18 protein-coding genes are annotated in these 19,454 nt (G+C 64.1%); 14 read left to right on the plus strand and 4 right to left on the minus strand.

From position 1 onward, the window contains the following. Positions 1-388 precede the first annotated feature (388 nt). The 4 genes from ACVWZM_RS27585 to dctP all read right to left on the minus strand — a co-directional run bounded on the left by ACVWZM_RS27585 (position 389) and on the right by dctP (position 4,877). Complete coding sequence (locus ACVWZM_RS27585) at positions 389-1,918, minus strand: class I adenylate-forming enzyme family protein (RefSeq protein ID WP_456855345.1); 1,530 nt, start codon at positions 1,916-1,918, stop codon at positions 389-391. A gap of 32 nt (positions 1,919-1,950) precedes the next feature. After that, positions 1,951-3,234, minus strand: coding sequence for a TRAP transporter large permease (locus tag ACVWZM_RS27590; protein ID WP_456855346.1), 1,284 nt, complete (start codon positions 3,232-3,234; stop codon positions 1,951-1,953). 107 nt (positions 3,235-3,341) lie between these two features. Beyond that, positions 3,342-3,845 (minus strand): TRAP transporter small permease, encoded by a 504-nt coding sequence (locus tag ACVWZM_RS27595; protein WP_253589163.1) that lies wholly within the window; start codon positions 3,843-3,845, stop codon positions 3,342-3,344. Positions 3,846-3,854: 9 nt separating this feature from the next. After that, the gene (gene dctP / locus ACVWZM_RS27600) at positions 3,855-4,877 is read right to left on the minus strand and encodes a TRAP transporter substrate-binding protein DctP (RefSeq protein ID WP_168855309.1); all 1,023 of its coding nucleotides are present in this window, start codon (positions 4,875-4,877) and stop codon (positions 3,855-3,857) included. Between the two features lie 403 nt (positions 4,878-5,280). Between dctP and ACVWZM_RS27605 the strand changes: the two genes are divergently transcribed. The 14 genes from ACVWZM_RS27605 (at position 5,281) to ACVWZM_RS27670 (ending at position 19,287) form a co-directional block, all read left to right on the plus strand. Then, entirely contained in the window at positions 5,281-6,441 is a 1,161-nt protein-coding gene (locus tag ACVWZM_RS27605; RefSeq protein ID WP_253625491.1) for an ABC transporter substrate-binding protein, read from the plus strand. 10 nt (positions 6,442-6,451) lie between these two features. Beyond that, complete coding sequence (locus ACVWZM_RS27610; protein WP_456855347.1) at positions 6,452-7,318, plus strand: branched-chain amino acid ABC transporter permease; 867 nt, start codon at positions 6,452-6,454, stop codon at positions 7,316-7,318. A gap of 4 nt (positions 7,319-7,322) precedes the next feature. After that, positions 7,323-8,360 carry a branched-chain amino acid ABC transporter permease gene (locus ACVWZM_RS27615; protein WP_456855348.1) on the plus strand — a complete coding sequence of 346 codons (1,038 nt, stop codon included), beginning with the start codon at positions 7,323-7,325 and terminating at the stop codon, positions 8,358-8,360. After that, a complete protein-coding gene (locus tag ACVWZM_RS27620; protein ID WP_456855349.1) occupies positions 8,357-9,115 on the plus strand; it encodes an ABC transporter ATP-binding protein in 759 nt (252 codons plus the stop codon). Before ACVWZM_RS27615 ends, ACVWZM_RS27620 begins: the two co-directional genes overlap by 4 nt. Continuing rightward, positions 9,115-9,807: an ABC transporter ATP-binding protein gene (locus tag ACVWZM_RS27625; protein WP_050387518.1), complete on the plus strand. Its 693-nt coding sequence runs from the start codon at positions 9,115-9,117 to the stop codon at positions 9,805-9,807. The genes ACVWZM_RS27620 and ACVWZM_RS27625 overlap by 1 nt, the downstream gene beginning before the upstream one ends. Beyond that, on the plus strand, positions 9,807-11,201 hold the full coding sequence (locus tag ACVWZM_RS27630; protein ID WP_456855350.1) for an MmgE/PrpD family protein: 1,395 nt from the start codon (positions 9,807-9,809) through the stop codon (positions 11,199-11,201). The genes ACVWZM_RS27625 and ACVWZM_RS27630 overlap by 1 nt, the downstream gene beginning before the upstream one ends. Next, positions 11,198-12,007, plus strand: coding sequence for an SDR family NAD(P)-dependent oxidoreductase (locus ACVWZM_RS27635; RefSeq protein ID WP_057017379.1), 810 nt, complete (start codon positions 11,198-11,200; stop codon positions 12,005-12,007). Before ACVWZM_RS27630 ends, ACVWZM_RS27635 begins: the two co-directional genes overlap by 4 nt. Positions 12,008-12,086: 79 nt before the next feature. Next, on the plus strand, positions 12,087-13,250 hold the full coding sequence (locus tag ACVWZM_RS27640; RefSeq protein ID WP_057017380.1) for a CaiB/BaiF CoA transferase family protein: 1,164 nt from the start codon (positions 12,087-12,089) through the stop codon (positions 13,248-13,250). Further along, on the plus strand, positions 13,240-14,034 hold the full coding sequence (locus ACVWZM_RS27645; protein ID WP_057017381.1) for an enoyl-CoA hydratase/isomerase family protein: 795 nt from the start codon (positions 13,240-13,242) through the stop codon (positions 14,032-14,034). The genes ACVWZM_RS27640 and ACVWZM_RS27645 overlap by 11 nt, the downstream gene beginning before the upstream one ends. Before the next feature lie 13 nt (positions 14,035-14,047). Then, positions 14,048-14,983: a hydroxymethylglutaryl-CoA lyase gene (locus ACVWZM_RS27650; RefSeq protein ID WP_057017382.1), complete on the plus strand. Its 936-nt coding sequence runs from the start codon at positions 14,048-14,050 to the stop codon at positions 14,981-14,983. Positions 14,984-14,994: 11 nt separating this feature from the next. Further along, entirely contained in the window at positions 14,995-16,197 is a 1,203-nt protein-coding gene (locus tag ACVWZM_RS27655) for an acyl-CoA dehydrogenase family protein (RefSeq protein WP_057017383.1), read from the plus strand. Positions 16,198-16,208: 11 nt separating this feature from the next. Further along, positions 16,209-17,582, plus strand: coding sequence for an MmgE/PrpD family protein (locus ACVWZM_RS27660; protein ID WP_229188879.1), 1,374 nt, complete (start codon positions 16,209-16,211; stop codon positions 17,580-17,582). Positions 17,583-17,590: 8 nt separating this feature from the next. After that, positions 17,591-18,403, plus strand: a complete 813-nt coding sequence (locus ACVWZM_RS27665; RefSeq protein ID WP_253638761.1) for an aspartate/glutamate racemase family protein — start codon at positions 17,591-17,593, stop codon at positions 18,401-18,403. Next, complete coding sequence (locus ACVWZM_RS27670; protein WP_057017385.1) at positions 18,400-19,287, plus strand: MBL fold metallo-hydrolase; 888 nt, start codon at positions 18,400-18,402, stop codon at positions 19,285-19,287. Before ACVWZM_RS27665 ends, ACVWZM_RS27670 begins: the two co-directional genes overlap by 4 nt. The last annotated feature ends 167 nt before the right edge of the window (positions 19,288-19,454 follow it).

Raw genomic sequence — 19,454 nt, forward strand, 5'->3', positions numbered from 1 at the left:
CAGCCCCGCGCCGCGGTCCGTTTGCGTGCGCGCAACACCCCGCCCGATATCTCTGACAGATTGATCCAGCGATAATGCAGGGCAGCGTCCCGATGATGGGAGTCCTGAACCAGGCTGTGTCAATCACCGGAGAGGATGTCGCAGCAGACTCGTCCAATGAGCCACGAAATAAGGCCAAGGGCTGCGATCACGACTCCAACTATTGGGGCAAACGCCACGTAATGGCGATAGGTCGTCGATTGGGGCGCTACGTAAGCCTTCTCGTTCGCTGGACGGTGCCGTTCTCGTGAAAACGGCGTGCTGTGCGTTCGGCCGAAGTAAAGTGCCCGTAATGCGGCCACATTCTCTGCGCTTGCAACGCGAACTCGGCTTCGTCGCTCGCGCTGAACTAGGAGCGCTTTTCGAGCCGCGGCCGCGGCCCTTCGGTGATGCGGAACCGGGACAGCACGTCGGTGCGAATGGCGCCGCGGAGGATCTTGCCGATTCCGTTGCGCGGCAATTCGTCGAGGGCAATCAGCAGGCGCGGACGCTTGTAGTCGGTCATGTTCGGCACCACGCGATTGATGCGCTCCTCCCAGCCTGGTGCGGGATTTTCCACCGCTGCAAGAATGACCTCGCCCCAATAGTCCGAGGGAATGCCGACCACCGCGACTTCCGATGGCTGCAGCGCCGGCGCAAGCAACCGTTCGACCTCTTCCGGCGCTACTTTGTAGCCGCCCGACTTGATGACGTCGGCGCTACGGCCGGTGAGGTGCAGCCGACCGCGTGCATCGAGATAGCCGAGATCGCCGGTTTCGTGGAATTCATTCGGTGCCAATCGGACGAAACCCTCGGCGGTGCGATATCCGGCCATCAGATGTTGCGCGCGGATCAGGACTTCGCCGCCATCGCCCATGGCGGCCGGCCGGCCGTCCTCGCCGCGGATGACGATTTCAACACCGGGAGCGGGCCAGCCGACGCAGGCGTCCTCGCCTCCGGATGCATACCAGGACTCGGTCTCCTCGGCTTCGAGCACCGTGATCGGATTGAACACCTCGCTCTTGCCATAGGTGACCCGCACCACGGGGCCGAACATCTCCTCGACGCGCGCGTAGAGCGTGGGCTTCAGCACCGCCGTGCCGCAGAAGATCGTGCGCAGCGACGAGAACTGGCGCGTGCCCGCGGCAGCCACGATCTTTGCCAGCACGGTCGGCGGCGCAAACATGGCATCGCATGCGCCGCGTGCGAGGATATCAAGCACGCGCGGCGGGTCGACGCCGTCGAGCAGTGTCACGGCCGCACCCGACGACAGATAGGCATGCGTCATCAACGAGGAGCCGTGCGAGAATGGCGTCATCAGCAGGACGTTGCTGCCGGCACCCGGGCGGAACGGCAGGTTCGCCCGCAGCAATATGTTGGCCGTCCAGCGGCCGATCTGGCTGTGAACCGCGCCTTTCGGGCGTCCGGTGGTACCAGAGGTAAAGACGATACGCGCCGGCGCGTCGCCGTCGACCTGCGGAAAGGCGGCCGGATCCAACGCGGTCCGTTCGATGCTTTCGACCTCGATGATGATCGGACCGCCGGCGGCCTTTTCGGTCGCGAGGGCCGCGCCGGTGATCAACAGACGAACGTTGGAGACCGCGAGGCAGTAAGCGCGTTCGTCGCTGCTCAGCGCAGGGTTGATCGGGACTTCGACGGCGCCCGCCAGCATGACGCCGAAAGTGGCCGCAACGGCGTCGGCGCTGTTGCGGAACAATGTAGCCACGGCATCTGTCGGCTCGATCCCGGCCTGCATCAGGGCATCCGCAACGCCGGCGGCTTTGGCGAACAACTCCGCATAGGACGTCGTGCCGGCGGCGTCGACGACAGCCGGCCTGTTGCCGTAGCGGAGCGCGAGCGTGGAGAATTCGCCGGCCCAATGGATTGATTTCGATGACATGCTCGAGCTCTCCGTCGAGACGATCCGCGTTGCTAGCCCGCGCCATAGACCAGATTGGGCAGCCAGAGCGAAAGCTGTGGGACATAGGTGATGATTGCAAGGCACAGCAGCAGCAGGCCGAGGAACGGCAGAACGCCGCGCACCACTTCGGTGACCGGCGCAGTCGAAATCGTGGCCAGCACGTAGAGGTTCAGTCCGACCGGGGGATGAACCAGCGCGATCTCCATGTTGTGGGTGAAGACGATCGCGAAATGGACGGGATCGATTCCGAGCGGTTTCAGCGCAGGCGCAAGGATCGGCATTACCACCAGCAGCGTGGCGGCGACCTCGAGAAAGCATCCGAGCACGAGCAGCAGCACGTTGATCGCGAGCAGGAATTGCCAGGGATGAAGCTGGTTGTCGAGCGTGAACTTCACCAGCGAGGCCGGGATGCCCGAGTCCGTCATCCAGTGGCCGAACGCCAAAGCGGTCGCGACGATGATCATGATCGTCGCGGCGCTCTTGATTGCCTCGGCGATCACCTCGAGCGTCTGGCTGACCTTAAAGCCGCGATAGAAGAACAGGCTGACGAGAAGAGCCACCGTGGCCGAGACCGCGGCTGCTTCGGTGACCGTCATCAGGCCGCCGTAGATTCCGACCATCACGATGAAAGGCACGCACAGCGCGGGCAGGGCATTGAGGCTCATCCGCACCAGTTCGGCGCGAGGCACGGACGGTTCGCACGGCAGCTCGTATTTGTGCGAGTAGTAGAACACCCAGCCGAAGAACATCGCTGCCTGCAGCAGCCCGGGAAGGATGCCGGCCAGGAACAGGCGCGGCACGGACTGCTCTGCGATCAGCCCGTAAAGAATCAGCGACAGGCTGGGTGGAATCACGATGCCGATCGTGCCGGAAGCGCCGACCACGCCAAGCGCAAAATGACGCGGATAGCCGCGCTCGATCATCGCCGGCACCAGAATGGTGCCCATGGCGAGCGCAGTCGCAACTGAGGAGCCGCAGATCGCGGCAAACAAGGTACATGACACCACCGTCACGAGACCGAGTGCGCCCCGCAATCGTCCGAACCAGGCGATCGCGACATCGACCAGCGCCTTGGCGACGCCGCCGCGCCGCATGAACGCGGCGGCCATCACGAACAGCGGCAAGGCCATCAGTGTGCTGGAGTTCATTTCATCGGCGATCTTCTGCGCGATCGCCACCAGAGGCTGGTCGCTGAAGCCGAACAGGACCGCCGCGCAGAGACCCAACACCAGAAAGATCGGCATTCCCGCGCAGAGCAGCCCGAAGAACATCAGCAGGAAAAGCATCGTCCACATCGTGTCGGTCTCGTTGTTGCTGGACCTGAAGCGTCCCGATGCGGGACCACGACGGTCAGTTTGCCGATGGCAGATCGGTCATCAAGACGGCTGACGTCGTCGATCGCTCAGTGATCGTGAACGGCGATGACCATGGTGGCGGGATCGAAGCGGAATACGAGCAAATAAAGCTTGATGACGTAGCGCAACAGCATCAGCACGGCGCCGGTCAGGATGGCCGAGTAGTAGATCCACATCGGGAATTCGAGGCCCGTGATGCTGCGCTCGTCGAGGCTGCGGGCGACATCCGCAACCTGGAAGCCGCAATAGGCCAGGCCGCCACAAAACAAGATCGCGACACAGCAGTTGAATGCCTCGACCCATCTTTGCCCTTGCGGCGGCAACAGTCGCAGCACGACGTCGGGCCTGACATGGCCATCGGTCCGGACCAACTGGCTCGACGCCAGAAACACCGCCCAGACCGTCAGATAGACCACTACCTCCTCGCCATTGATGAAGGCGAAGTTCTTGTTCACGTAGCGACCGATGACCTGAGCGGTCCCGACCGTCAGCGCGGCGGCACCAAGAACTCCTATCAACAGGAGTTCAAGCCCGTTCCAGATCTTCATCATGGGTGGCAATCAATGGCCGACGGTCGTTACATCCGCCTGCACCTGCAGCAGCAAGGCGGGCGAAATCCGCAACTCCTTCGCGATGCCGTCCTGCAAAGGCAGCATCTTGGCGCGGACCGCAGCGAGCGCGCTCTCGGACGGCGAAACGAACACGATGCCGTTCTTTTCCAGCGTGTGGCGCGCCTCGGTCTGAGCTTCTTCCATACTCTTGCGGTAGGCCTGGATGTTCTCCTGCCAGAGGTCGACGACCAGCTTCTGGAGATCCGGCGGCAGCTTCTTGTAGAAGCTCTCGCTGATCATCGGCACGTAGAACCCGACGAATTCGCGATCCGCAAATCCATATTTCACGCCGGATTCCCAGAGCTTTGCGCTGGCAAGGCTTTCATCGGTCGAGCTCAGCCCGTCGAACGTGCCTTGCGAGAGCGCCAGCGGAACGTCCGGCCAGGCTGTGACGTTCGGTGTTGCATTGAAGAACTTGGCTCGCGCCGATTGTCCGGCACCGCCGGAGTTGCGGATCTTCATGCCGGCCTGATCGGCGAAGTCGCGGATCGCCTTGTTGGTGCTGTAGGTGTTTTGATATCCGAGCTGCAGCCAGGGGCCGAGCAATTTGACATCGAGCTTGCTCTCGAATTGCTTGTTGATGATCTCGCCGATCTTGCCGTCGGCAGCAGCATAGACCACCGGGTAGGGCTGCCCGAAAAATGCCGGCAGCTGGAAGACGTCTGCATCGGGGACGAAGCCGGTCAGCACCCAGGTGCCGGGGATCGCCATCTCGACGGCGCCCTGACGAAGCGCCTTCACCACGTCGCGGTCGCGAAACAACTGGCCGCTGTGGAACAGCTCGGTCGTGATCCGGCCGCCGGATTTTTCCTGCAGCTTCTTCAGGTAGTCGGCGGCAGACAATGTCCGTCCGTGTGTCGCCGACGTGTCCACCGAAGCCCGCAGCTTGAACTGAGGTTCGGCTGCTAGCGCTCCCTGGCTGCACTGAATCGCAAGCACGGAAAGCACGGCCGTCACGGCGCCCCGCATCATCGAGTTTCTCCCCTTGGCCGTCATCTTCTGTCCGCGACGGGTCACGGAAGCTAACGGGCAGGCTAGGTTGATTCAAGTGGAACGTTTCATTTCATAGGTGTGTCAGTAGCGGTGCGTCGTTTGGAGTTTCTGATGGATCATTCGATCGACAGGGTAAAGTGCTGTTATTATTCATGTTTATTGCATGTCCAGAACGGTGGCTCATCTCAAGCATAGCTGATCTGCCCTATTTTTCATGAAACGTTTCATTGACAAGGCGACCTCCGCGCGCCTAGCGTCCCGGCGCCGAGCGATATCGCGGCCCCGGGGCGAACGCTTCGGGTTTCCACGCAACAAGTGGACGGCGCATGAGCCGCAACAAATTACGGGGGGAGTGATGAGCACTACGCGGAGAAATCTGCTGTTGTCTGGCATCGCCGTCGGCGCTGCGCTGGCCAGTTCGAATGTCTCGGTGATGGCGGCGGGACAGGAATTGACGCTCGGCGTCGTCGGCGTTCTGTCGGGTCCCGCTGCGCAATGGGGCCTCGCGCTGCGCGGCGCGGTCGAACTCGTCGCCGCCGAGGCCAACCGGGACGGCCTAATCAAGGTCGACGGGGCGCCATGCAAGGTCAACGTCGTTGCCATCGACAGCAAATACACGGCCGAAGGCGCCGCCGCTGCAGCCAACACGTTGGCAGGGCAGGGCGTTAAATTCATCATCGGCCCGATCGGCTCGCCCGAGCTCACCGGCGTGAAGCCGATCGCCAAGCGCAATTCGATGCTGGTGATGGGCAACGGCTACGCCAAGGATGCGCTGTCGCCGCAGTTGCCACTGGTGTTCCACATGGGGCCGGGTCCTTCGGGCTGGGCCGAGCCGATCATCAAGATCGCCAAGCAGAAGTTCGGCATGAAGAGCGTGGTGCTGGTCGCGCCGAACGACCAGGGTGGCACGGATATCGCGAGCGTCGACGCCGACGCATACAAGAGAACCGGCATCACCGCTTCCGAAGAATATTATCAGCGTGGCACCACCAATTTCGCGCCGATCGTGACCCGGATCATGAACGCGAAGCCCGACGCCGTCGATCTCGCTTCATCGCCCCCTGGCGACGCCGGCATCATCGTGAAGCAATTGCGTCAGGCTGGCTTTGAGGGACCGATCGGACGTCTCGGCGGTCCGGGATACACCGAAATCTCCCGCGTCGCCGGTGGCGACGAGGTGCTGAAGGACTTCTATTGGTACGAGCCGGTTCTCATCGACGAGAAAGTGCAAATGATCGCCGACGAGTACAAGAAGCTGCTCGGTGCCGAGCGGCCGGAAAACAATCTGTTCTTTCAGTGGGTCTCCGCCGCCCGCATGGTAACCAAAGCCATCGCCAAGGCCGGTACCATCTCGGACACGGCCAAGGTTGCCGAGGCCCTGCGATCGTTGCCGGTTGAGGATCCCAATATCGGTCCCGGTCACTGGATCGGGCAGGATTTCTTCGGCATCAACCAGGAACTGTCGTTCCCGTTCGGTGTCGGACTCGTGGAAAAAGGCAAGCTGCAACCGACCATCAGGGTCGAAGCGGCCGGCGGCAAGTAGCGGGTACTCCGTGCAAGGTTTTGTCGCCACCTGCCTCATAGGCATCAGCCTGGGTGCGCAGTACGCGCTGCTCGCCCTCGGCTTCACCCTGATCTTCGGCATTCTGGGAGTCGTCAATTTCGCGCATGGCGGCTTCTACGTTCTCGGAGGATATCTCGCCTATTCCGCGGTGACCTATCTTGGCATGCCCTACGCGCTGGCGGTGATCTGCGCGGCGCTGGGCACCACGCTGCTCGGATTCCTGTTCGAACGCTTCGTGCTGGATCGCGTGATCGACGATCATCTGGCGACGCTGATGCTGACGCTCGGCCTCTATTTGATGATGTCGAGCGGCATATTGGTGGTGTTCGGACCGCAATCTCCGGCCTTCGCCTTTCCATTGACCGGTGTCATTCACGGCCATGGCTTCTTTGTGCCGATCGAGAATCTCGTGGTGCTGGGCGTCTGCATCGTCGGGATCCTGTCGATCTACGGCCTGATCTATTACACCGATTTCGGCCGCGCGCTGCGAGCGCTGGCCGATGACCGCGCGGTGGCGACAGCGCAGGGACTGCGTCCCGCGATTCTGTTCCCGGCTGCCTTCGCCCTGGCGACGGGGCTCGCCGGCCTCACCGGCGCGCTGGTCACACCGATCCTGTCGCTCGCGCCGCATATCGGCGATCCTGTGCTGGCGACGTCCTTCCTGATCGTCATTCTCGGCGGTCTCGGTAGCGTCGGTGGTGCGACAGTCGCGGCTTTCATCGTCGGCATGGCGGAGGCGTTCTCTGCGGTCTATCTCGGTGGCTCGAAGGGCGCACTCGCGCTGTTCGTGCTCGTCCTTGTCATGCTGGTCGTCAAGCCATCGGGTCTTTTCGGTTACCGGGTTCGGGGAGCTTGAGCACATGACAGCCCGCACCCTTTCCAAGCGCGGCGACCTGGCCGAGGCAGCAAGCGTCGTGGTCATCGCGGCCGCTTTCGTAGTTCCCTGGCTCAGCCAGAACCCGATGGTCTATTCGCTGGCCAACCAGATGCTGATCGCGATTACGGCCGCGTTCAGCGTCTACATCATGCTGCGCATGAATCTGATGACCTTCGCGGTGCCGACCTTCATGGCGATCGGCGGTTACACCGTCGCGATCCTGGGGCTTCGTCACGGCGTGACCGATGTGCTGCTGCTGGGGCTTGCGAGCTTCGTGGTGCCGGCGCTGTTTGCGCTGCCGCTCGGCGCGCTGGTGCTCCGTCTGACCGGCGTCTATTTCGTGCTGGTCACGTTCGTCCTCACCGAGATCACGCAACTGTTGCTGTTTGAAACGCCGGGGTTGACCGGCGGGTCCAATGGACTGGTCGGCATGCCGGCCGTGACGCTGTTCGGGCTGGAGCTCGCCGACAACCGCGCGGTGCTGCAGGTCACGATCGGGCTGGCGCTCGCCGGCGCTATCGTCACCGCTGCGGTGACCCGCACGCTGCGCCAGCATTTCGCGGCGATCGAGGAGAACGAACTGCTCGCCCAGAGTCTTGGTCTCGTCGTCTGGCACTACAAGGCGTTCGGCTTCGCCATCGCCGCGGGTGTATCCGGGCTCGCCGGCTTCGCCCTCGTCAACATGCTGCTCACCGCCCATCCGACCTCGTTCAGCGCGCTGTCATCGGTCAACTACATTGCCTATGCGATCATCGGTGGGAAGAGCAGCATGCTTGGCCCGGTTGTCGGTGGCGCCCTGCTGATCTGGGCGGGAGACGTCTTCGCATTGCGCGGGGAGTATTCCCAGTTCCTGTTCGGCTTCCTGATCGTGGTGGTGGTGCTGGTCGCGCGCGAGGGCGTCGTCGGGACGATCCATCGCCTCGGCGTCCGCGTGTTTTCGCCGCCGCCGCCGTCGCGATCGGCCACCGTCGCCTCGTCGCCGACGCTGAGCGTGCCCAATGCGATGGAGCCCCTGCAATGACGGCTGAATGCACCGAACGTACCGACGGCGGCGCGCTGCTCGAGGTCGCAGCGATCTCCAAGCGTTTCGGCGGGCTGCATGTCTTCGACAATGTCAGCTTCGCCATCCCGCCAGGCGACGTCCTCGGCGTGATCGGACCGAACGGCGCCGGCAAGACCACGCTCATCAACGTCATTTGCGGCATGCTGCCGCCGACCATCGGCCGGGTGCGGCTCGACGGCAAGGATATGACCGGCAAGCCGCTACATGCCGTCAGTCGCATGGGAATTATCCGCAGCTTTCAACAGACCAACACCTTCCGTACGGCATCGGTCCGCGAGAACATTTCGCGGGCCCTTCGCTTCAGCGGCAGCGGGCCCGGATGGGACAGCGTCGCGCCGCTGATCGACGAGTTCGAGCTCGAACCGCAGCTCGACGAGCAGAGCGACAAGCTGCCGTACGGGCTCCAGAAGATGCTGGGCCTTATTCTGGCTTGCGCCGCCCGGCCGAAAGTCCTCCTGCTCGACGAGCCGGCGGCCGGTCTCGAGCGGCGGGAGCGCCTGCGGGTCGATGCTTTCGTGCGCCACGTGAGGACGGAACTCGGTTGCGGGGTCCTGATCGTCGAGCATGACATGGATCTCGTGCGCCGCCTCTGTCCAAGAATACTGGTGCTCGATTCCGGTCGGGTCCTGGCCGAGGGCGCTCCGGCCGACGTCCTGGCACGCAAGGATGTCATTGACGCCTATCTCGGGACAGTGGACGAGGAGGCGGCCTGATGCTGGCGGTGAAAGACCTCGAAGTCCGCTACGGCGGCATCACGGCAATCAGCGGCGTCTCGATCGACGTCGCCGAGGGCGAGACGGTCCTGCTGATCGGCGCCAATGGCGCAGGCAAGTCGAGCCTGATCAACGCCATCATCGGTCTGGTCCAGGCCTCGCATGGCAGCGTGCGCTTCGCGGGCCGTGATCTCAGTGCCGTATCCTGCGATGGGCGCGCGCGGGCCGGAATTGGGTATTCGCCCGAAGGGCGCCGCGTGTTCCCGACCATGTCGGTCGCTGACAACGTCCTGAGCGGCGCCTGCTGGCACGGCGGAGCGAGCCAGCGCCAAGCCTGGGCCTGGCTTTGTGGCATCTTTCCGATCCTGAAGGAGCGCGCCAGCCAGCCGGCCGGACAATTGTCAGGGGGACAACAGCAGATCGTCGCCTTGGCGCGCGCCATGAGTTCGTTTCCCAAGCTGCTGCTGCTGGATGAACCCTTCCTCGGGCTCGCGCCGGTGTGGATCGCGCAGATCAGCGAGGCGATCCGCCATATGCAACAGCGCGGCACGACCATTCTCATGACCGAGCAGATGGCGCGTCCGGCGCTCAAGCTTGCCACACGCGGCTACGTGATGCGCGGTGGCGAGGTCAGGCGGAGCGGCACCGTCGCCGAAATTCGCGACGTTGCGCTTGCCGAGGAGTATTTGTGATGTCCGCTACTTTGAACGCCACTGCGCTGCTCGGGACCTTCGCCGCAACGACGTCGGCGAGCGAACTGTCCCCGGATGTCGCCACGAAGGCAGCCATTTGCCTGCTGGACTCGCTGGGGCTCGCGCTCGCGGCGCGACACGAGCCGACGGCCGCGGCCGCGCGCGCGATGTCCGCGGAGGTGCTGCCTGGACCGCGCACCGCGCGCATCTGGGCGAGCGGCAAACATGCCGCGCCGTCCGAGGCGGTTCTCGCCAACGGCATTGCCGTTCACGCCCATTTTCAGGACGACACCGACCACGATTCATGGACGCACCCGGGATCCCTGATTGCGCCGGTCGCGGTGTCGCTTGGTGAAACGCTGGATGCGCCGCTGCGCACCGTATTGACCGCTCTCACGGTCGGCTATTCCACGCTCAAATGGCTTGGTGCGGGTGAAGTCGTTGCCCGCGGCCTGATCGGCAGGGGCGTGCGGACCAGCCCGACCTTCGGCACGATCGGTGCTGCGGCGGCGGCCGCAGCCGCACTTGGGCTCGATCCACCGAGGTCCACCAGCGCAGTTGCAATCGCGGCCTGCACGACCGGCGGCACGCTGGAGCCGGTGCGCTGCGGCTCCGATGAATGGCGCGTACAGAACGGGCGCGCCGCCCAGGGCGGGCTGGTGGCCGCGGAGCTTGCGGCGCGCGGCGTCCAGGGGGCGCCCGATGCGCTGGAAGGACCGAAGGGATTGTTGCGCTCGCTTGCCGGCCTCGATCGCACGCCAGAACAATGGCAGCGAGGCCCCGATGTCGCGACGATGATCGGCATCATGGCAAAACCGTTCGCAACCCTGGGCGACAACATGTCGGCGGTGCTGGCGGCGCATATGCTTCACCGCGACGGCATCGATCTGTCGCAGGTGAAGCGGATTACCGTGACGATCTGGGAGCCCTATACGCAATATCCGGGAACGTCATTCAAGGGACCGTTCACGCGGACCGTGCAGACCCAGGCCAGCACCGCCTTTGCGGTCGCCGCCATGCTGCGCTACGGCCGCCTCGACTACGAGATGGGCGTCGAGCACCGCCAGGACCGGGAGATCATGGCACTCGTCGGAAAGACGATCGTCGAGCCGGACGCGGTCGGCACCCATCTCGACGCGACCGTCGAGTTGGAGATGGAAAATGGTGCGCGTCTTCGCCGGACCGCGCGCGAGGCGCCCAAGGTTCTGGTGTTCCAGGACGAAGCCCGCGCCACCGAGGTTTTCGATAGCCGCCTGGCCGGCACCGGAATTCCGGCCGGCGAAGGCGCCAGCCTTGCGGCCGAGATTTTCGCCTCGGCACGTAGTGGCGGATCGATGCCTGTGCGCAGGCTGCTCGACCGCCTGACCCGATCTCAAAGGGATGCGATCAAATGAAACTTGGACTTGAAGGCAAGACTGCGATCGTCACCGGCGGCAGCAAGGGCATTGGTCTCGAGACCGTACGCTTGCTGGCGGAGGAGGGTGTCAAGGTTCTGGTCTGCGCGCGCCGCGAGGACGCGCTGGCCGAATGTCGTTCTGACGTCGAGCGGAGCACCGGCGTCAAGGTCGAAACGCTGTCGCTTGATGTGACGGATCTGAAGCAGATCGAGCGGCTGCCGGCGGTCGCCCGCGACCGTCTCGGCCGCGTCGACATCCTGGTCAACAATGCCGGCACGGGCACCTACAAGCCGTTCCTCGAAGTCACCGACGAGGAACTGCAATACGGCATGGCGATCAATTTCTTCGCTCAGTTCCGTATCTGTCAGCGCATCATCCCGATCATGATCGAGCAGAACGGCGGCGGCATCGTCAACGTGTCGGGCGAAACCGGGATCATGGTGACGATGCCGCCGTTCCTGTCGTCATGCACCGGTCCGGCCAAGTCGGCCGAAATCCGCTTCTCCAAGATTCTCGCCAACGAATTCGGGCCGCACAACATTCGCGTCAACTGCGTCGTTCCCGGTTTCGTCAATACTCCGGAACGTTTTGCAAAATGGGAGCGTGAGCTCGCCAAGCGCAATCTGGGCGAAGAGGAGGCGGAAGCCGAACGCAAGCGCTGGTCGGAAAATAACTCGATGCGCAACACGCGCTGGGGCACGCCGGAGGAACTCGCCAATTTGATCGTCTTCGCGCTGTCCGACCGCGCGAGCTTCGTCAACGGCGCGGTGCTGGTTGCCGACAATGCGCAGGACAAGTCGTGAAAGCGACGCCGCTCGACATGATGAATCGATTGATGACAACAGGAACGTCGGCGGCCCTTGCGGCAGCCGGGAGGATTTGATGGACGTTGACAAGCCGCTCGCTGGTATCACCGTGATTGAACTCGGACACAGCGTGGCCGCCCCCTATGCCGGATTGATTCTGGCCGATCTCGGCGCCCGTGTGATCAAGGTCGAAAATCCCAAGAGCGGCGATTATGCGCGTGGCTGGGGGCCGCCGTTCTGGAACGGAACGGCAAGTGTGTTCCATAGTCTCAATCGCGGCAAGGAAGGCATCACCGTCGATTTCGGCGCAGCGGAGGATTGCGAGAGGCTGAAGTCGCTGATCCTGAACGAGGCCGATGCCGTCATCCAGAATCTGCGGCCCGGCATTCTGGACAAGTTTGGTCTCACCGCGGATGCGCTCAGCGCCGCGAAGCCATCGCTGATCTGGTGCGACATCGGCGCGTTCGGCGCCAAGGGGCCGCTCGCCAGCAAGCCCGGCTACGATCCGCTCGCCCAGGCGAGCACCGGCATCATGAGCGTCACCGGCGAGGGCGGCCGGCCGCCGGTGCGTGTCGGCGTCTCGCTTGTCGACATGGGCTCCGGCATGTGGGCAGTGATCGGCATGCTCGCTGCGTTGGTGGCGCGCAACAAGGGCGGTCAGGGTCGCAGCGTTGCGACCTCGCTTTACGAGACCGGGCTCGCGTGGATGACCGTTCCGCTGGCCGGCTATGCGGCGTCAGGTGAGGTGCGCAAGCCCTATGGATCGGGCACCGCGGAAATCGCGCCCTATCAGGCATTTGAGGCGTCCGACGGATGGCTGATGATTGCCGCCGGCAACGACAATCTGTTCCGCAAGCTGTGCGTGGCGTTGAGTCTCGAGGCGCTTGCGCATGATCCTGACTTCGCGACCAACGCGGCAAGGGTCGTCAACCGCGAACGACTGATCCCCCAAATCGCGGCCGCGGTGCGTAAGTATACGGCCGATGCGCTCGGCGGCATTCTCGACGGCGCCGGGGTTCCCAATGCACCGCTGCTGACCACCGACCAGGTTGCGGAGCATCCACAAACCCGCGCCCTCGACATGATGGTGCGTTGTGCTGGCGACGATATCGATCTTGTCGGCGTTCCGCTTGCCTTCGACGGTACGCGACCACGCGCGCGCACCGCTGCGCCGGCGCTCGGCCAGCACAATGCCATTCTTCGAAAGCCTGCGAGCAAGGGAGCCATCAATGCGAACTGATTTCCAGACCATCAAGGTCGAACGGCGTGATGGCGATATCCTGCTGGTGACGTTGCACCGGCCGGAAGCGTCCAATGCAATGAACACCCAGATGGGCCTTGATCTGGTGGAACTCTTCGAGGGCTTCTCGACCGACATCGAGGGGTTGCGCGCGGTGATCCTGACCGGACACGGCGACAAGGCGTTCTGCGCCGGGGGCGATCTGAAGCAGCGCAACGGCATGACGGACGAGGCCTGGCAGGCACAGCATCTGGTCTTCGAGCGCATGCTGCGCGCTCTGCTGGGCTGTCCGATTCCCGTGATCGGCGCGATCAACGGTGCGGCCTATGGCGGCGGCTGCGAGATCGCGGCGGCGCTCGACTTCGTCTACGCCTCGACCAATGCGCGCTTCGCGCTGACCGAAGTGACGCTCGGCATCATGCCAGGTGGCGGCGGCACGCAGAATCTGCCGCGCGCCGTCGGCGAGCGCCGCGCCAAGGAATTGATCCTGTCCGGCCAGCCGTTCTCGGCTGCCGAGGCCGAGCAGTGGGGGCTGGTCAATCGGGTGCTGCCGCCAGGGGAATTGCTGGAGGCGACCTTCGCCATCGCCCATCGCATCGCTGCCAATGGCCCGATCTCGGTGCGCCAGGCCAAGCAGGCGATCCATCGCGGTTTGCAGATGTCGCTCGCCGATGGCCTCGCCTTCGAGATCGAGGCCTACAACCGTCTGGTCCCGACGGCGGACCGGCGCGAAGGCGTGCTGGCGTTCAACGAGCGCCGCAAACCCAACTTTCAAGGCAAGTAGAAGGAGGCGCGAAATGCGTGAGAAAGCTCATGTTCGCGAGGTCGGACCCCGCGACGGCATTCAGATGGTCAAAACGATCTTGCCGAGCGCGCGCAAGCTGGCCTGGTGCCGTGGCGCGGTGGAGGCCGGAATCCGCGAGATCGAGGTGACCTCATTCGTGCCGGCCAAGGTGATCCCGCAATTTGCCGACGCGGAGGAGGTGGCCCGCGGCGCGCTGACAATGCCGGGCTTGCGGCCCTCGGTTCTGGTTCCGAATCTGAAGGGGGCCGAGCGCGCCTTCGCGCTCGGTGTGCCAATCGTCAACTACGTGCTGTCGGCGAGCGAGGAGCACAACCAGGCCAATGTTCGCCGCAGCACAGAAGAGTCGCTGCAGGACTTCGCGCGCATCGCCGCGGAGCGCGATCAGCGCCCCGGAGCACGAATCGGACTTGGTGCGGGCATCGCGACCGCGTTCGGCTGCACCATCTCGGGGACGGTATCGGAGGCACGAGTGGTCGAGATCGCGGTGCGACTCGCCGGGATGGGCGCCGACGAGATCATCGTCGCCGATACGGTCGGCTATGGCGATCCGGGTCAGGTCCGCCGCCTGATGGGCGCAGTGATCGCCGCGGTGCGTCCACTGCCGGTCGCCTGCCACTTCCACGACACGCGCGGTCTCGGTCTCGCCAATGTGACGGCGGCACTGGATGCGGGTGTACGCGCCTTCGACGCATCCCTCGCCGGACTCGGCGGCTGTCCGTTCGCACCCGGCGCCACCGGCAACATCGACACCGAGGATACCGTCTTCCTGCTCGAGCAACTCGGTTTCGATACCGGCGCCGATGTCGAGCGGCTGGTCGCCTTGCGACGCGAGGTCGAGAGCTGGCTGCCCGGCGAACGGTTCTCCGGCGCGATCGCCCGCGCCGGCCTGCCCAAAACGTTCCGCGTGTCGGCCAGCGCCGCCGCCTGAAAGGATATGACATGAACTATCACGACGCCGCCCAAACCGCCGACATGGAGGTCACCGTCACGTTGGGCGAGGATTTCTCCGACCTGCGCAACACGGTGCGGCAGATCTGCAAGGGCTTTCCGGGCGAATACTGGCGCAAGCTCGACGATCAAAGCGCCTATCCGACCGAATTCGTCGCGGCGTTGACGGAGGCGGGATTCCTCGGCGCGCTGATCCCGGAGGAATATGGCGGTTCGGGCCTGCCGCTGCGTGCGGCGGCAGTGATCCTCGAAGAGATCAATGCGAACGGCTGCAGCGCCAGTCCCGCGCATGCCCAGATGTACATCATGGGTACGTTGCTTCGTCACGGCAACGAGACCCAGAAGCGGACCTACCTGCCGGAAATCGCGGCGGGACGGCTGCGGCTGCAGGCCTTTGGCGTAACCGAGCCCAATACCGGCTCCGATACCACCCAGCTCAAGACCCGCGCCGAGCGTCAGGGGGACGTCTATGTCGTCAACGGCCAGAAGGTCTGGACGTCGCGGGCGCTGCACTCCGACCTGATGCTGCTGCTGGCGCGCACCAGTCCGGTCGATCAGGTGAAGCGGCGCACCGACGGACTTTCGGTGTTCCTGGTCGACTTGCGTGAGGCCAAGGGCAACGGCGTCGAAATCCGCCCGATCAAGGCGATGGTCAATCACAATACGACAGAGGTGTTCATCGAGAACCTGAAAGTGCCGGTCGCCAATCTCATCGGGGAGGAAGGCAAGGGCTTTCGCTACATCCTCGACGGCATGAACGCCGAACGAATCCTGGTCGCCTCCGAATGTGTGGGCGACGGACGCTGGCTTCTCGGCAAGGGCGTCGCTTATGCCAATGAGCGGCGCGTCTTCGGACGATCGATCGGCCAGAATCAAGGCATCCAGTTTCCGCTGGCGCGCGCCTACGCCGAACTCGAAGCCGCCGACATGATGTGCCGCCGCGCCGCCGCGCTGTTCCAGGCCGGGCAGCCCTGCGGAGCAGACGCCAACATCGCCAAGCTGCTGGCGTCGGAGGCCACCTGGAAGGCTGCCGATACGACATTCCAGACCCATGGCGGCTTCGCCTTTGCGCAGGAATACGACGTCGAGCGCAAGTGGCGTGAGGTCCGTCTTTACCAGACAGCCCCGATCTCGACCAACATGGTGCTGGCCTTTGTGGCGCAGCACGTGCTCGGTCTTCCGCGTTCCTACTGAGGAGACGACCCATGCTGGATATCACGCGTCAGACGGCCAATTTTGTAGCCGGCCTCAAGCTGTCCGATCTGTCCGGCCGCTGCCGCGAGGCGGCGCGGACCGGCATCATCGACTGCGTCGGCGTCATGATCGCTGGTGCCGCCGAGCAGCCGGTGCGGATCGTGTCGGCGATGGTGGCCGCGTCCACCCAGAACGATGGCGCGCCCGAGGTTCCGTCGGGCCGCAATCTCGCGGCGCCGGATGCTGCGCTCGTCAACGGTGTCGCAGCGCACGTGCTCGACTATGACGACGTGGCGCTCGCCGGACATCCGAGTACCGTGCTGGTGCCCGCCATCCTGGCTGAAGGCTGGTCGCTCGACTCCAGCGGTGCCGACGCACTCGCCGCCTATGCCGCAGGCTACGAAGTCTGGGCGCAGGTCATTGCGCTGGAGCCCGGTCACCTCCATGAGCGCGGCTTTCATCCGACGGCCGTGATGGGCGCGCTCGCCACCGCGGCCGCCTGTGCGCGGCTGCGCAATCTCGACTCCACGAAGACCGCGCATGCCATCGCGATCGCCGCCTCGCTCGCCTCCGGACTGGTCGCCAATTTCGGCACCATGACCAAATCGCTGCATGCCGGCCGCACCGCTCAATCCGGCGTGCTTGCCGCGCGCCTCGCCGATCAGGGATTTACCGCATCGCTGGACGTGCTCGAGCACCAAACCGGCTTCCTGCGCGCCCATTCGCCATCGGGCACGCCGGATATCGAAAACGGGACGATCGATATAGGCCGCAACTGGCGGCTGGCCGATCTCGGCATCAATGTGAAGCGCTATCCGACCTGCTATGCGACCCATCGTTCGATCGACGCGATGATTGGCCTGGTGAATGCGCACAAGCTCAAACCCGACGACGTGAAGGAAATTCGGGTCCACACCGGCGTCACCCAAAGGCTGATGTTGCGCAACACCAATCCGCAGACCGGTCTCGAGGCCAAGTTCAGCATGGAATTCGCGATGACCGCCGCGCTGATCGCCGGCCGTGTCGGGCTGTCCGAGCTCACCGATGAGTTCGTCTCGCGGCCCGACGTCGGCGCTACCTTCGCCAAGGTCCGCTGCACGACGACGGACGAGATCATGCCGGGCGACCAGCCGTTCGCGCCGGCCGACCGCGTCAGCGTCGTGTTGACGTCGGGCGAAGTGCTTGAGCACGCGCCGGTGGTTCATGCCAAGGGCAGCTGGCAGCGCCCGCTTTTGCGCGACGAACTGCAAGATAAGTTCATGGACTGCGCGACCCGGGTGTTCAAGCAAGGCCAGGCCGCAGCACTGTTCGAGCAGCTCTGGAATATCGAGGACCTCGGGTCGATCCGTTCGCTGCGCCTGACCAACGATCGGGGCGACGCATGAGCGCGGCAATGCCTGGGAAGAGATCGACGCCGCGGATCTGGCACCAGTCGGTCAACGAGCTCGATCATCTCGAAGTCTACAAGCGCGCGCTCGAGGCCCATGCGGCGGAAATCCTTGGCGACGACGCCGAGGTCGTCGTCCACGGGCTTCCGTCCGGATCATACGCCGGCGCTTCGGCCACTGCGGTGCTCGGCAATGCATTCGCCTATCACCGCATTCTCAGCCGGGTGATCGACAATGCGATCGCGGCCGAGCGGCAGGGTTATGATGCCTTCGTGATCGGCTCGTTCAGCGAGCCGTTTCTGCGCGAGATCCGCTCCGCGGTGGATATTCCCGTCGCCTCGCTGACCGAGAGTGGTCTTCTGGTCGGCTGCTCGCTCGGCAGCTATGTGGCATTGATCTCCAATGCGCCGGCGGTGCAGTGGATGACGAAGGTAGCGGTCGACAAGCACAAGCTCGCCGCGCGTGTGCTGGAGGTCGCGGCGATGGATCCGCCGCTCGACGAGCCGCAGCTGGCGCGTGCTTACGCCGACCCGGCTCCGGTCATCGCAAATTTCACCGCCGCGGCCGAGCGCCTGGTGGCGCGCGGCGCTGACGTCATCATTCCGGCGGAAGGCGTGCTGGCGGAACTCTTGGTTCGTCACGGCGTCCACCGCATCGCCGGTGCTCCTGTGATGGACGTGTTTGCCGTCACCTGGGCCTACGCGCTGATGCAGATCAGGCTCTGGTCGAAGGCGCAACTTGGCGTGGGCCGGAGCTGGCACCACAGGCGCGACGATGCAGCGATCGTTGCAAGATTTTGGCAAGGGGACGCACAATGAGCACTTCACCCTCAACGCAAGTCGCAGGAGTCTATCACCGCAGGCTTGGCGACGCGCTGGTCACCGGCCTCAGCGACGGTTACGTCGACATGGGATACACGATCTTTCGCAATATCCCCGAGGAGGAAACCAAGGCCATTCTGGCGCGCGATCATCGCACCTCGCCGCCGCGCATCTCGGTCAACGCCTTTGCCGTGCGCATGGACAACCGGACCTACCTGATCGACTGCGGATCAGCGGATCTGATGGGGCCGACCTGCGGTCGCCTGCCGGCAAATCTCGCTGCCGCCGGCATCGATCCGGCCTCGGTCGACGCGGTGCTGCTGACCCATGTCCATCCCGACCATTCCAACGGGCTGACAGATGCCGCAACCGGAACGCGGCTGTTTCCCAATGCGGAAGTCATCGTCCATGAGAACGAGATCAATCACTGGTTCAACGACGAGGCGATGGCCAAGGCGGCCGAGCGGCCCCGGCGCCGCTATTTCGAGGCCGGCCGCACCCAGCTGAAGCCCTATATGGCTGCCGATCGCGTCAAGACATTCCGGAAGGGCGAGGTGCTCCCGGGCGTCACGGCGATCCCGATCCACGGTCATACGCCGGGCCACGCCGCCTATGTCGTATCGCGCGGCCGCGAATCAATGGTGGTTTGGGGGGACACGGTCCATGTGCCGGAGATCCAGGTTGCACGTCCGGAAGTGACGATGGAATTCGACACCGACCCCGAGGCCGCCGCGGCCGCTCGTCAGATGATGTTCGACATGGTGGTCACTGACGACATGCTGGTCGGCGGCATGCATCTGCATTTCCCCGGGTTCGGACATATGCGGCGTGAGGCAGGCCGGTACAGCCTGGTGGCAGAGCAGTGGGCGTTCGAAGTATGAGCCGCAATATCGTCGAAGCCGACGCCATCTGATCGTTTCCGGAACAAGGACGGGAGGCCAGGCCGTTTGGATCACGGTGGAGAAATGCACAAATCATTTGCCTTCGGCCGGCTGATAGCACCTGCGGCCGAATTGGCTTCCGCGTATTGTGCAGGGGATTGAGATCT

The organism is Bradyrhizobium sp. USDA 4501 (assembly GCF_054062115.1).

Excerpts from the sequence above, each read along its gene's own strand:
- ACVWZM_RS27595 (WP_253589163.1), bottom strand. The coding sequence starts at position 3,845 with ATGATGAAGATCTGGAACGGGCTTGAACTCCTGTTGATAGGAGTTCTT.
- ACVWZM_RS27665 (WP_253638761.1), top strand. The coding sequence starts at position 17,591 with ATGCCTGGGAAGAGATCGACGCCGCGGATCTGGCACCAGTCGGTCAAC.
- ACVWZM_RS27655 (WP_057017383.1), top strand. The coding sequence starts at position 14,995 with ATGAACTATCACGACGCCGCCCAAACCGCCGACATGGAGGTCACCGTC.
- ACVWZM_RS27625 (WP_050387518.1), top strand. The coding sequence starts at position 9,115 with ATGCTGGCGGTGAAAGACCTCGAAGTCCGCTACGGCGGCATCACGGCA.
- ACVWZM_RS27670 (WP_057017385.1), top strand. The coding sequence starts at position 18,400 with ATGAGCACTTCACCCTCAACGCAAGTCGCAGGAGTCTATCACCGCAGG.
- ACVWZM_RS27630 (WP_456855350.1), top strand. The coding sequence starts at position 9,807 with ATGTCCGCTACTTTGAACGCCACTGCGCTGCTCGGGACCTTCGCCGCA.
- ACVWZM_RS27585 (WP_456855345.1), bottom strand. The coding sequence starts at position 1,918 with ATGTCATCGAAATCAATCCATTGGGCCGGCGAATTCTCCACGCTCGCG.
- ACVWZM_RS27635 (WP_057017379.1), top strand. The coding sequence starts at position 11,198 with ATGAAACTTGGACTTGAAGGCAAGACTGCGATCGTCACCGGCGGCAGC.
- ACVWZM_RS27645 (WP_057017381.1), top strand. The coding sequence starts at position 13,240 with ATGCGAACTGATTTCCAGACCATCAAGGTCGAACGGCGTGATGGCGAT.
- ACVWZM_RS27590 (WP_456855346.1), bottom strand. The coding sequence starts at position 3,234 with ATGTGGACGATGCTTTTCCTGCTGATGTTCTTCGGGCTGCTCTGCGCG.
- dctP (WP_168855309.1), bottom strand. The coding sequence starts at position 4,877 with ATGATGCGGGGCGCCGTGACGGCCGTGCTTTCCGTGCTTGCGATTCAG.
- ACVWZM_RS27620 (WP_456855349.1), top strand. The coding sequence starts at position 8,357 with ATGACGGCTGAATGCACCGAACGTACCGACGGCGGCGCGCTGCTCGAG.
- ACVWZM_RS27640 (WP_057017380.1), top strand. The coding sequence starts at position 12,087 with ATGGACGTTGACAAGCCGCTCGCTGGTATCACCGTGATTGAACTCGGA.
- ACVWZM_RS27615 (WP_456855348.1), top strand. The coding sequence starts at position 7,323 with ATGACAGCCCGCACCCTTTCCAAGCGCGGCGACCTGGCCGAGGCAGCA.
- ACVWZM_RS27650 (WP_057017382.1), top strand. The coding sequence starts at position 14,048 with ATGCGTGAGAAAGCTCATGTTCGCGAGGTCGGACCCCGCGACGGCATT.
- ACVWZM_RS27660 (WP_229188879.1), top strand. The coding sequence starts at position 16,209 with ATGCTGGATATCACGCGTCAGACGGCCAATTTTGTAGCCGGCCTCAAG.